We start from the raw sequence: 13,065 nt of genomic DNA, 5'->3' as shown, positions 1-13,065 counted from the left end.
CGGGGCCATGCGCTCTGGATTGAAGCTGATGCAGCCGCTGCGGCTACACGGGCAACACACTCTCTCCCATCAGCCACTCATCCACCGCATGCGCGCACTGGCGGCCTTCGCGGATGGCCCAGACCACTAGCGACTGGCCCCTGCGCATGTCCCCGGCCGCGAACACCTTGTCCGCGCTGGTCCGGTAGTCGTTGGTATTGGCGCGTGCGTTGCCGCGCGCATCCGTTTCGATCTCGAACGATTTCAGCACCTGCTGCACGGGCGATACGAAGCCCATGGCGAGGAACACGGCGTCAGCGGGCAGCTCCATCTCGGAGCCCTCGATCTCCTGCATTTTCATCTGCCCTGTCGTCTTGTCCTTGACCCACTCGACCCGGACGGCGGTCAGGGACTGTACCTTGCCCTTCTGACCCGTGAACTGCTTCGTCGATATGCACCAGTCGCGCTCGCAGCCCTCCTCGTGCGAGGAGGAGGTGCGCAGGCGCAGCGGCCAGTAGGGCCAGGTCAGCGGCTTGTCCTCGACTTCCGGCGGACGCGGCATGACCTCGAACTGCGTGACCGAGGCCGCGCCCTGGCGGATGCTGGTGCCGACGCAGTCCGAGCCGGTATCGCCGCCGCCGATGACGATGACGTGCTTGCCCTTGACCTGGATGGCGGATTCGCGGATGTCTCCGCTGCAGACCATGTTCTGCTGGCGCAGGAAGTCCATGGCGAAGTGGATGCCCTGCAGTTCCCGACCGGGGATCGGCAGGTCGCGCGGCTGCTCGGATCCGCCCGACATGACGATGGCGTCGAACTCGGCCTGCAGCGATGCCGGCGTGCGCACGGCCAGGCCGTCCGGCGCCTGCGATTCGCTGCCGACGTAGGTGGAGGGCTGGAATTCCACGCCTTCCGCTTCCATTTGGGCCAGGCGGCGATCGATGTGCACTTTTTCCAGCTTGAAGTCGGGGATGCCGTAGCGCAGCAGGCCGCCGATGCGGCTGCTTTTCTCGAATACGGTCACGCTGTGTCCGGCGCGCGCCAGTTGCTGCGCGCAGGCCAGTCCGGCGGGGCCGGAGCCGACGACGGCGACTTTCTTGCCGGTGCGGCGCTGGGCTGGCTCGGGACGCACCCAGCCTTCCTGCCAGCCGCGCTCGATGATGGCGTGCTCGATGGACTTGATGCCGACGGCGTCGTTGTTGATGTTCAGCGTACAGGCCGCTTCGCAGGGGGCGGGGCAGACCCGTCCGGTGAACTCCGGGAAGTTGTTGGTGGCGTGCAGTGTATCCAGCGCCGGGCGCCACTGCTGGCGGTAGACCAGGTCGTTCCAGTCGGGGATCAGATTGTTGACGGGGCAGCCGTTGTTGCAGAACGGGATGCCGCAGTCCATGCAGCGGGCGGCCTGGTTGCCGGCCAGCTGGCTGTTCAGCGGCGAGAGGAATTCCTTCCAGTGGCGGGTGCGCACGGCAGGCGCTTCGCTGACGGGAGTGATCCGCTCAAGTTCCATGAAGCCGGTGATTTTTCCCATGATGTTTCCTCAGGCGGCGATAGGTTCGGATTGCGCGCTTGCCCACAGTTGGGACAGGGCGCGGCGATAGTCGGCGGGCATGACCTTCACGAAGGCATTGCGCGATTTTTCCCAGTCGTTGAGCAGGTCGCGCGCGCGGAAACTGCCGGTATGGCGATAGTGCTGCTCGACCAGGCGGCGCAGGATGGCTTCGTCGGTCTCGCGTTCGCCGCCGCGCGTCATGCTGTGCCAGGTGGCGATGTCTTCGTTCTGCGACTGTTCTTCGTGCGAGCGCACGCGCTCCAGCGTCGTGATGGAGGCGTTGCAGAACTGCCGGAAAACGCCTTCCGGGTCCCATACGTAGGCCACGCCTCCGGACATGCCTGCGGCGAAGTTGCGGCCGGTGGCGCCCAGCACGACGACGGTGCCGCCCGTCATGTATTCGCAGCCGTGGTCGCCCACGCCTTCCACGACGGCGACCGCGCCGGAATTGCGCACGGCGAAGCGCTCGCCCGCCACGCCGTTGAAGTAGGCCTCGCCTTCGAGCGCGCCGTACAGCACGGTGTTGCCGGCGATGATGTGCTCGGGGCCGAAGCCGCGGAAGTCGTTGGGCGTGCGCACGATGATGCGGCCGCCCGACAGGCCCTTGCCGACGTAGTCGTTGCCTTCGCCGACGAGGTCCAGCGTCACGCCGTGCGCCAGGAAGGCGCCGAAGCTCTGGCCGGCCGTGCCGTTGCACTGGATGTGGATGGTGTCGTCAGGCAATCCAGCGCGGCCGTAGCGATGGGCGATCACGCCTGAGAGCATGGCGCCGATGGTGCGGTTGCGGTTGCGCACGGGCGTGATGAACGACACTTTTTCGCCGCGCTCGATGGCGGGGCGGCAGCGCTCGATCAACTGATGGTCCAGCGCGTTTTCCAGGCCGTGATCCTGTTCGATGGTCTGGCGCGGCGTGTCCTGCGACTCGACGCGGTGGAACAGGGCGCTGAAGTCCAGCCCGCGCGCCTTCCAGTGGTCGATGCCGCTGCGGGTGTCGAGCAGATCGACCCGGCCGATCAGGTCGTCGAATTTGCGGATGCCCAGCTGCGCCATGATTTCGCGGACTTCCTCGGCGATGAAGAAGAAGAAATTGACGACATGCTCGGGCTTGCCCTGGAATTTCCTGCGCAGCACGGGATCCTGCGTGGCGACGCCGACGGGGCAGGTGTTCAGGTGGCATTTGCGCATCATGATGCAGCCTTCGACCACCAGCGGCGCGGTGGCAAAGCCGAATTCGTCCGCGCCCAGCAGCGCGCCGATAACCACGTCGCGGCCGGTCTTCATCTGGCCGTCAGCCTGGACGCGGATGCGGCTGCGCAGGTTGTTCAGCAGCAGCGTCTGCTGCGTTTCCGCCAGGCCCAGCTCCCAGGGGGCGCCGGTGTGCTTGATGGACGACAGCGGCGATGCGCCGGTGCCGCCGTCGTGGCCGGCGATGACGACGTGGTCAGCCTTGGCCTTGGCCACGCCGGTGGCGACGGTGCCCACGCCGACTTCCGCGACCAGCTTGACCGAGATCGAGGCCTGCGGATTCACGTTCTTCAGGTCGTGGATCAACTGCGCCAGGTCTTCGATGGAGTAGATGTCGTGGTGCGGGGGAGGCGAGATCAGGCCGACGCCGGGCACCGAGAAGCGCAGCTTGGCGATGTATTCGGTGACCTTGTCGCCGGGCAGTTGGCCGCCTTCGCCAGGCTTGGCGCCCTGCGCCATCTTGATCTGGATCTGGTCGGCGCTGCACAGGTATTCGGCGGAAACGCCGAAGCGGCCGGAGGCGACCTGTTTGATTCGGGAGCGCAGCGAGTCGCCGCCCTGCAGCGCAATGTCGGCCACGACGCGCTGCGAGCCCAGCACGGAAGACAGCGTGTCGCCCTTCTTGATGCCGCTCTTGCCGGTCTGCATTTCCGCCAGATAGCGCAATTCGTCTTCACCGCCCTCGCCGGTATTGGATTTGCCGCCGATGCGGTTCATGGCGACGGCCAGCACGGCATGGGCTTCGGTGGAGATCGATCCCAGCGACATGGCGCCGGTGGCGAAGCGCTTGACGATTTCCTTGGCGGGTTCGACGGCAGCCAGGGGGATGGCCTTGTTCGGGTCGAAGCGGAACTCGAACAGGCCGCGCAGCGTCATGTGCCGGCGCGACTGGTCGTTGATGTGCTGGGCGTACTCTTTGTAGGTGGCGTAGCTGTTTGCGCGCGCGGCGTGCTGCAGCTTGGCGATGGAGTCGGGCGACCACATGTGCTGTTCGCCATGGGTACGGAAGGCGTATTCGCCGCCGAGGTCGAGCGCGCGCACGCCGGGCTTGTCGCGGAAGGCGGCGTGGTGCGTGCGCAGTGCCTCTTCCGCTACCTGGAAGATGTCCAGGCCCTGGATGCGGCTGGGCGTGCCGGTGAAGTATGTCTCGACCAGCGAGGAGTGCAGGCCCACGGCTTCAAAGATCTGGGCGCCTGTGTACGACATGTAGGTCGAGATGCCCATCTTGGACATGGTCTTCATCAGCCCCTTGCCGATGGCCTTGATGTAGTTGGCGATGGCCTTTTCCGGCGATTCCATGCGGGCCAGGGTTTCCATGGCCAGGTAGGGGTGTATGGCTTCGGCGCCGTAGCCGCCCAGCAGCGCGAAGTGATGCACTTCACGCGCGGATCCGGTTTCCACGATCAGGCCGGTGCGGGTGCGCAGGCCCTGGCGGATCAGGTGCAGGTGGACGGCGGACGTCGCCAGCAGCGCGGGAATGGGCAGCCGGGTGCTGCTGGTGTTGCGGTCGCTGAGCAGCAGGATGTTGCCGCCGCTGCGCACGGCATCGGCCGCGCTCGAGCAGAGTGCGGCCAGGCTGGCTTCTATGCCTTCGGCGCCCCATTGCGAGGGATAGGTGATGTCCAGCTCGATGCAGCGGAATTTGCCTGAAGTGGTGTCCTCGACGTTGCGGATCTGCGCGATGGCGGTGCGGTCCAGGATGGGCTGCGCAATTTCGAGACGCAGGGGCGGGTTGACGTTGTTGATGTCCAGCAGGTTGGGCTTGGGGCCGATGAAGGACACCAGCGACATCACCATCTGCTCGCGGATGGGGTCGATGGGCGGATTGGTGACCTGTGCAAACAGTTGGCGGAAGTAGTTGTAGAACGGCTTGCTGCGGTCCGACAGCACGGTCAGGGGAGCGTCGTTGCCCATGGAGCCGATGGCTTCCTCGCCTTTTTCCGCCATGGGCTGCAGGATGAACTTGAGGTCTTCCTGTGTCCAGCCGAAGGCCTGTTGCAGCGTGTCCAGCGGCGTGCCTGATTGAATGGCGTGCGCATGCGCGGGGGCGGGCAGTGCCTCTAGCTTGAGGCGCAGGCGTTCGATCCATTGGCGGTACGGATGGGCGTTGGCCAACTGGGACTTGATTTCCTGGTCTTCGATGATGCGGCCCTGCTGCATGTCGATGAGCAGCATCTTGCCGGGCTGCAGGCGCCATTTCTTGATGACGCGGTGTTCGGGGATGGGCAGCGTGCCGGCCTCGGAGGCCAGGACGACGAGGTCGTCGTCGGTGATCAGGTAGCGGGCGGGGCGCAGGCCGTTGCGATCGAGCAGGGCGCCGATCTGGCGTCCGTCGGTGAAGGCGATGGCGGCGGGGCCGTCCCACGGCTCCATCATGGCGGCATGGTATTCGTAGAAGGCGCGGCGGTTGGCGTCCATGCCGGCCTGCTGTTCCCAGGCTTCGGGAATCATGATCATCATGGCGTGCGCCAGCGAATAGCCCGACATGGCGAGCAGTTCCAGGCAGTTGTCGAAGGTGGCGGTATCGGACTGCCCTTCGTAGACGATGGGGTAGAGTTTGTCCAGGTCGCTGCCCAGGACGCTGGACTGCATGACGCCTTCGCGGGCGCGCAGCCAGTTGAAGTTGCCCTTGACGGTGTTGATTTCGCCGTTGTGGGCGATCATGCGGTAGGGGTGGGCCAGGGGCCAGGCGGGGAATGTGTTGGTGGAGAAGCGCTGGTGGACCAGGGCGAGCGCGGATGCGGCGCGGCTGTCGGTCAGGTCCTTGTAGTAGCTGCCGACCTGGTCGGCGAGCAGCAGGCCCTTGTAGACGATGGTGCGCACGGAGATGGAGGGGACGAAGTATTCCTTGCCGTGCGCGAGGCGCATCTGCTGGATGGCATGGCTGGCTGTCTTGCGGATGACATAGAGTTTGCGCTCGAGTGCGTCGGGCACCATGATGTCGGGGCCGCGGCCGATGAACAACTGGCGGATGACAGGCTCACAGGCGCGTACGGTGTCGGACATGGGCATGTCGTGGTCGACGGGGACGTCGCGCCATCCGAGCACGACTTGGCCTTCGTCGCGCACGGCGCGCTCGAGTTCGCGTTCACAGGCCAGGCGCGAGGCGGTTTCCTTGGGCAGGAAGACCATGGCGACGCCGTATTCGTCCGGCGGGGGCAGGGTGACGCCCTGCTGGGCCATGTCCGCGCGGAACAGTGTGTCGGGGATCTGGATAAGGATGCCCGCGCCGTCGCCCATGAGCTTGTCGGCGCCGACGGCGCCGCGGTGGTCGAGGTTTTCCAGGATTTTCAGGCCCTGCTGGATGATGGCGTGGCGTTTCTGGCCTTTGATGTGGGCGACAAAGCCCACGCCACAGGCGTCGTGTTCGTGCTGTGGATGGTACAGGCCTTGGGCTTGCGGGGCGGTGGTTGTGGGCAGGGCGGACGGCATGATGGCTCCACGTAAGGAATGCTGGAATTGCTGCGGTGCAGGAAAATCAAGATACGCCGTATGCCCGTGATAAACAACAGGAAATTCATGGTGCGTCCCTATTTATTGATTATTGTGGCAAGTGGTTGATAAATAGGTGACGTATCCAGTTTTTTGTTTTTTCTTGTGTTTTTTTTCTGGGCATGGGCGTGGATCGGGTCTTTTGGGAGCGTAATTTTTTTTGGGGGCTGCACTGTAGGGGTGCGTGGGGCGTTGTTGTGGTGCAGCATGGGGAGTTGGGGTTCGGATTTGCCTTGCGGATGACCTAGCCTGGGTGGGCGTCTTGATGTTGCTGGCTGGGAACGGCCAGGGTGGACATGATGCTCACAGTTTGCAGGATGGTGATGGTGCTCATGCGCTATGTTTCCATCGGGGATGTGCTTGGTGCGCCAAATGACGAACGGGTGGTTATCCGTGGCAGGGCATATGGTTTAAACCGTGATCAGGTTGTCACTTGACAACCTGGTGCGTCGTCTCCATACTGGAGACTTATTGATGGCCCGTTCCTTCCATCCCAAGAAAGAGGTTGAAAGCGCAATCAGACACGCCGAAGAGCAAGGCTGGCGTGTCGAGGTCGGCGGCAGCCATGCCTGGGGCCGGATGTACTGCCCGTACAGCGATAAGGAATGCCGTTGCGGCGAGTTTTGCATCACCAGTATCTGGAGCACGCCGCAGAACCCCGGCAATCATGCCCGCGCTTTGCGGCGGGTTGTGGATAACTGCACCACTCACCGCCGGCGGCGCGAAGCGGATGGCGGCGTCAAGGAGTAGCGCGATGGAATACACCTTTACTTTGAAGTACCAACTTGCCGATGGCGAGTGCGATTTCGAGGCGCTGGTCGAGCGTTTGGGCGAAGCTGGCTGCGACGACGCTTTGGTCGGCATCGGGCTGCCGGGGCGGCTGGCGCTGGAATTCACCCGCGAGGCGGTCGATGCGGGCGAAGCCGTACGCAGCGCGCTGGCCGACGTACGGCGAGCTGCGCCATCGGCGCGGCTGATAGAGGCTGCGCCGGATCTGGTCGGGCTGAGCGATGTGGCCGAGATTGTCGGTGTGTCGCGGCAGAATATGCGCAAGCTGATGCTGGCTCATCCGGGCAGTTTTCCGGCTCCGGTGCATGAGGGCAGCACGTCGATCTGGCACTTGGCGGACGTGCTTGGCTGGATGCAGGCGAAGGGCGGTTATGCACTGCCTCTGAGTATTCTGGACGTGGCTCGGGCGGCTTTGCAGGTCAACGCGGCCAAGGAAGGGAGGCGCTTGCCGCGCCAGGCGTCCGAGGAACTGGAGGCTTTGGTGGGATGATGAATCCATGATCCACTCAAAGACCGGTGTGCGTAGATACAGTCTGACCGCCCTTCTCAGGGCGCGAACGGCCCGGCAGCAATAGGCGGATTCTGGCCGTCGATGAGGTGCTGCAGCAGGACTGCGCTGCCGCAGGCCAGGGTGAAGCCCAGTGCGCCGTGGCCGACATTCAGCCACAGATTGGAGGCGCTGCGGCTTGGGCCGATGCGGGGCTTGCTGTCGGGCGTGGTGGGGCGTAGGCCGGCCCAGACTTGCGCCTGGTCCAGGTCCAGCTGGGGGAACAGTTCGCTCACCTGGGACTTCAGTTGCGCCACGCGCTTCGGATTGGGCTCGGTGGAGAAGTCTCCCATGTCGACCATGGCGGCGATGCGCAGCGTGTTGCCGATGCGGGCATAGACGATGCGGCGTTCGTAGTCGGTGACGCTGATGCGAGGGATGTCGTCGCGGTCTTCGGATACCGGCAGGCTCAGGCTGTAGCCTTTGAGGGGATACAGGGGAACGGTTTCTCCCAGCGGGCGCAGCAGGGCGCGACAGCCCAGGGCGTTGGCGAGGATGAAGTGGTCTGCGTGAATGCGGGCGCCGTCGGCCAGCCGGGCGGCGGTGATGCGGCCTTGATGGCGTTCCAGGGCGGCCACCTTGGTGTTCAGGTGCAGGGTGAATGCCTGTCGCCGGGCCGTCCCGGTATGAGAGTCCCCTGTTGGCGGCGCGTCGGTCGGAGCCTCGTCGGCGGGGCTGTCTTCCTGGCGCTGCAGTTCGGCGATCAGCGCCTGGGTGAACATGTGGCAGTCACCGACGGCTTCGCTGGGGGTGTAGACGGCGCCGGCAAGCTTGCTGCCGAAGCCGGCCAGCGCGGGCTCCATGGTCAGACACTCGGCGGGAGACAGGATCTGCTGCTTCGAGCCGTGTTCGGCCTGCAGGCTGACCTGGGCGCGGGCTTTTTCAAGCAGCTCGGCGTTGCGGTAGGCGATGAGTTTGCCGGATTGCGCGTGATGGAATTCCAGGGAAGCATATTGCTCCAGCAGGCTGGCCATCGCGTCGCGGCTGAGGTAGGACAGCGTGAGCATTTCCGCCGTGGTGCGCTTGACGGTCGCGCTCTGGCAGGCCTGCAGGAATGACAGGCCCCAGCACCATTGGGCCGGATCCAACTGCGGGCGGAAGCGCAGGGGGGAGTTCTTGTCCAGCAGCCATTTGGGCAGGTTGGGGATGACGCTGGGCTCGGCCAGCGGGGCGACGTAGCTGTAGCTGAGCTGTCCGGCATTGGCGAAGCTGGTTTCCATGCCCGGGGCTTCGCGCGCATCGAGCAGGGTGACCTGGTGACCCGCCTGCGTCAGGAACCAGGCGCTGGTGGCGCCGATGACGCCCGAACCGATGATGCAGATGTGCATGATGAGTGGCTCCGTCATGGAAAGAATGGAACAATGCGTATTTTCCAACGGATGGCCGTCGCTGCCCATTAGCGATTCCGCTGGCAGGCATAACCTGAGGTTATGGGCGAGCGGGAAAGCTGTCTTGCGTTACGCTAGCGGCTCGGTCCGGATGGATACTGGTAAATCGCAGAAAGAGAGGAATATGAGCAAGGTCGATCTGTCGGATATGCGCCCGCACGACGACTGGGTGGAGTATTGGCTGCCGCGTTCCTGGGGGCCGTATGCGCGTCTTTGCCGCCTTGACCGGCCGGTCGGGACCTGGCTGACGCTGCTGCCGACGCTGGCGGCGCTGGCGCAGGCTGCGAATGGCATCCCGGAATGGTGGCGCCTGATCGTTTTTTCGCTGGGCGCGTTGCTGATGCGCGGCGTGGGCTGCACGATCAATGATATTTTCGATCGCGATATCGACCGCAAGGTCGAGCGCACGCGCTTCCGCCCGCTGACCAGCGGGCAGGTTTCGCTGAAGGCGGCCATCGTGTTCCTGATCGCGCAACTGGCGGTATGCGCATTGCTGCTGTTCGCCCTGAATCCGTATTCGCGCTGGCTGGCTGTCATACTTGTGCCTATCGTCATTGTGTATCCGCTGTGCAAGCGGTTCACCTACTGGCCGCAGGTCGTGCTGGGCATCGGCTTCAATTGGGGCATGCTGATGGCCTGGTCCGACACGCAAAATACCGTGCCGCTGGGCGCCATCGCCATGTGGGTGGGGGCTGTGCTGTGGCAAGTGGGCTATGACTCCATCTACGCCTATATCGATGTGCGCGATGACCGCGAGCTGGGGCTGCACTCCACGGCGCTGCGCTTCGCGGAGCGCGGCAAGCAATGGATCAGCGGCTTCTACATCGCCACGATGGCGCTGTGGCTGGCGGGAGGGGCGATGCTGGATGCCGCATGGCCCTACTATGTCGTCATGGCCGTGATCGGCGCGCATCTGTTCTGGCAGATGCGGGAGTTCGATGTCGCCCGCCCGGAGAAGGGGCTGAAGCTGTTCCGCTCGAACATGGCGCTGGGTACGCTGCTGGTCGTGGCTGCGCTGGCGGGAGCGCTGCCTGTCTGAGCATGCGCCGGGCGCGGACGTCTTCAGGCGCGGACGTCTTCAGCCTTCAGGCCTGGAGTGCCGGAGCATGGGGCGGGTATCAGGGGTATCCATGATGTCCGTTCCGGTGCTTTTCTATACAATGCCCGAGGGTTTCAGTCTCGGGGTTTTCAACGGGCTGGGAGGTTTCTGTGTATTGGTCGGGCCGCCAATGCGGGCTGTCCGAAACCATCTATGCACTTTGAAACCTGTTTTCTCCTTCTGCCGGCGCAGTCAGGCCGCGCATTTCCCGGGGCCAGGCATTGGTCCGGGAAAGAATTCCCCTTTTGCGAAAACGTATGCGGCCAAGGTCCGTGAGCGCTCTTGCGTATGCCGCCGCCTCGGCGGCATCGCTGCGAAACCAGATCTGTTCATGTCATCCATCGTTTTTCATAGGATGTGGAAATGCCGCATTTCATAGAAGTCATCGCAACCGCTCTATTCGCGCTGGCAGTCATCCATACGTTTTCAGTGCCGGTCTTTGCCCGCCTGGCTCACCGGAACGGGCCGCATGCGGGACTGTGGCACTTGCTGTCCGAAGTCGAGGCGGTGTTCGGCGTATGGGCCTTCGTGCTGCTGGTGTGCATGGCGCTCATCTCTGGCGTGCCGGATGCCGTTACTTATCTGGATACACGGAACTTCACTGAGCCTGCGTTCGTGTTCGCCATCATGGTGGTGGCCGCCAGCCGGCCGATTCTGGTGCTGGTCGGGCAGATCGTCAATCTGCTGGCCAGGGCGCTGCCGATGCAGGAAGCGCTGGCGCGGTTCTTCGTCATCATGGCGTTCGTGCCCCTGTCGGGTTCCTTCATTACCGAGCCTGCGGCCATGACGCTGGCCGCCTTGCTGTTGCGTGACGACTATTTCCGGCGGCCGGGCCAGACGGGTTTCAAATATCTGACGATCGGCGTGCTGTTCGTCAATATTTCCATCGGCGGGGTGCTGACGGCCTATGCCGCGCCGCCGGTCCTGATGGTGGCGCAGACATTCGGCTGGGATACCGCCTATATGGCGACGCACTTCGGCTGGCGCGCCGCCCTGGCTGTCCTCATCAATGCAAGCATGCTGACCTGGGTATGCCGCGTGCAGCTGAGAAGCGGAGAGATCGGAGCCGGTATGGCGCAGGCCGCGAGCACGCCGGACGGGCAGGCTTCCGGGACGGAGCCATCGCAGGCGCAGGAGCAGGACCAGCGTCCTCCCGTCCCCTGGATCGTCGTTGCCATCCACCTGGTGTTCCTCGTCGGCATCGTGCTGTCGGCGCATCATCCCGTCGTGTTCCTGGGCATCCTGATGCTGTTCATCGGCTATGCGGGCGCTTATCAGCGCTATCAGAACCCTCTGCTGGTGCGCGAGGGTCTGATGGTGGGCTTCTTCCTTGCCGGCCTGGTCATCCTGGGCGGCTTGCAGAAATGGTGGCTGCAGGATCTGCTGGGCGGCTTGCCGCCCACCGTGCTGTTCTGGGGAGCGGCCGTGCTGACAGCCGTGACCGACAACGCGGCGCTGACGTACCTGGGATCTCTGGTGGAGGGCACGAGCGATCTGTGGCGCTATATGCTGGTGGCCGGCGCGGTGACCGGCGGCGGCTTGACGGTGATCGCCAATGCGCCCAATCCTGCCGGGTTCGCCATTCTGCGGCGGTCTTTCCCCAACAGTTCCATTTCTCCCTTGAAACTGTTCGTGGCCGCGCTGGTGCCGACCCTGGTGGCGGCCGGCATGTTCCTGCTGCCGAATTCATTCTCCTGACGCACGAGGCAGCCGGCAGGCCTCATGCGCGAGGCCTGCCGGTTTATTCACCCCCATGGGCAGGGCGGAACCCGCTTTCCCTCTTGCATTTCGCATTTTCGCCCGCAAATACCTGGCATGCGCCGGCCTTGCCCGGCGGATGCATGGACGGACGGGCCTCCCCGTCCGTGCGCCGCTTCGCAGCCTGGCGCCCTGGTTTGCCGCATCCCGAATCAGAATGCTTCCGGAAAGGGCTAAAATCGCTGTTTTCCCGATAACTTCAAGAATGCAAGAGGTTCGCAGTGCCTATCTACGCTTACAAGTGCACATCCTGTGGACATGCCAAAGATGTGCTGCAGAAAATATCCGATCCCGTGCTGACGGTTTGCCCCGAGTGCGGGCAGGATGCGTTCGCCAAGCAGGTGACGGCGGCCGGCTTCCAGCTCAAGGGCAACGGCTGGTACGTGACCGATTTCCGCGGCAATGACGGCAAGTCCTCGGCCGGCAAGTCTTCGGACGCCGGCGGAGAGGCTGCGCCGTCTGCGCCGGCCGCAGCGCCTGCGGCCACTCCGGCAGCGAGCGGCGCCGCTCCCGGCGCCGCCAGCACAACGACTTAAGGAAAGGCATGCGGCTGTTCAAACGCTATTTCATCACCGGGCTGCTGGTATGGATCCCGCTGGTGATCACCATCTGGGTGCTGACGCTGCTGGTCGGGGCCCTGGAAAGCGTTGTGCCGTCGTTCCTGACCTCGCAATCCCTGTTCGGGATGCAGATTCCCGGCTTCGGCCTGCTGCTGGTCATCGTTGCCGTGACGGCGACGGGGCTGATGACGGCCAATTTCCTGGGCCAGGCTGTCGTGGATCGCTGGGAGCATCTGCTGGGCCGCATCCCCCTGGTGCGTTCGATCTATAATTCCGTCAAGCAAGTCAGCGATACCGTCCTGGCGCCCAACGGGCAGGCATTTCGTCAGGCCGTCCTGGTGCAGTACCCGCGCCAGGGGGCCTGGACCATCGCCTTCCTGACCGGCGCGCCGGGCGGCGAAGTTGCCGCGCTGCTTGGCGGCGACCATGTCAGCGTCTATGTGCCCACCACGCCCAACCCGACATCCGGCTTCTTCCTGATGCTGCCGCGCCAGGATGTGCGCCCGCTGAACATGAGCGTCGATGCCGCCCTGAAGTACATCGTGTCCATGGGAGTAGTGGCGCCGGCGGACGCCGCGAAAACCGTGTTGCCCGCCGATGTCAATGATGGCGCCGCGGGGCAGGATCCGCGCTGACTTTCTTTCAAGCACTACCGAATT

General features: G+C 64.2%; 9 protein-coding genes. 6 read left to right on the top strand and 3 right to left on the bottom strand.

Annotated elements, in window-relative coordinates; genetic code table 11:
• Window positions 1-43: 43 nt before the first annotated feature.
• Entirely contained in the window at window positions 44-1,507 is a 1,464-nt protein-coding gene (locus EV686_RS13480) for a glutamate synthase subunit beta (protein ID WP_132477476.1), read from the bottom strand.
• Window positions 1,508-1,516: 9 nt separating this feature from the next.
• Entirely contained in the window at window positions 1,517-6,205 is a 4,689-nt protein-coding gene (locus EV686_RS13475) for a glutamate synthase-related protein (RefSeq protein WP_132477475.1), read from the bottom strand.
• Window positions 6,206-6,739: 534 nt separating this feature from the next.
• On the opposite strand from EV686_RS13475, the gene EV686_RS13470 reads away from it, so the two are divergent.
• Both EV686_RS13470 and EV686_RS13465 read left to right on the top strand, forming a co-directional pair.
• The gene (locus EV686_RS13470) at window positions 6,740-7,015 is read left to right on the top strand and encodes a hypothetical protein (protein WP_132477474.1); all 276 of its coding nucleotides are present in this window, start codon (window positions 6,740-6,742) and stop codon (window positions 7,013-7,015) included.
• A gap of 4 nt (window positions 7,016-7,019) precedes the next feature.
• Window positions 7,020-7,544, top strand: coding sequence for a helix-turn-helix transcriptional regulator (locus tag EV686_RS13465; RefSeq protein WP_132477473.1), 525 nt, complete (start codon window positions 7,020-7,022; stop codon window positions 7,542-7,544).
• A 56-nt stretch (window positions 7,545-7,600) separates the two neighbouring features.
• Here the strand turns inward: EV686_RS13465 and EV686_RS13460 are convergent, their stop codons facing one another.
• Window positions 7,601-8,929, bottom strand: a complete 1,329-nt coding sequence (locus EV686_RS13460) for a D-amino acid dehydrogenase (RefSeq protein WP_132477599.1) — start codon at window positions 8,927-8,929, stop codon at window positions 7,601-7,603.
• A 184-nt stretch (window positions 8,930-9,113) separates the two neighbouring features.
• On the opposite strand from EV686_RS13460, the gene ubiA reads away from it, so the two are divergent.
• From ubiA to EV686_RS13440, 4 genes are all read left to right on the top strand, one after another.
• The gene (gene ubiA, locus EV686_RS13455; RefSeq protein ID WP_132477472.1) at window positions 9,114-10,028 is read left to right on the top strand and encodes a 4-hydroxybenzoate octaprenyltransferase; all 915 of its coding nucleotides are present in this window, start codon (window positions 9,114-9,116) and stop codon (window positions 10,026-10,028) included.
• 423 nt (window positions 10,029-10,451) lie between these two features.
• On the top strand, window positions 10,452-11,786 hold the full coding sequence (locus EV686_RS13450) for a putative Na+/H+ antiporter (protein ID WP_132477471.1): 1,335 nt from the start codon (window positions 10,452-10,454) through the stop codon (window positions 11,784-11,786).
• Between the two features lie 281 nt (window positions 11,787-12,067).
• Entirely contained in the window at window positions 12,068-12,382 is a 315-nt protein-coding gene (locus tag EV686_RS13445) for an FmdB family zinc ribbon protein (protein ID WP_132477470.1), read from the top strand.
• 8 nt (window positions 12,383-12,390) lie between these two features.
• A complete protein-coding gene (locus tag EV686_RS13440; protein WP_132477469.1) occupies window positions 12,391-13,041 on the top strand; it encodes a DUF502 domain-containing protein in 651 nt (216 codons plus the stop codon).
• Window positions 13,042-13,065 lie beyond the last annotated feature (24 nt).

It is taken from the genome of Paracandidimonas soli (assembly GCF_004342005.1).
GTDB lineage: Bacteria > Pseudomonadota > Gammaproteobacteria > Burkholderiales > Burkholderiaceae_B > Paracandidimonas > Paracandidimonas soli.
The sequence above is the reverse complement of the archived record's forward strand: the minus strand, read 5'-3'. Positions and strand labels throughout refer to the sequence as shown.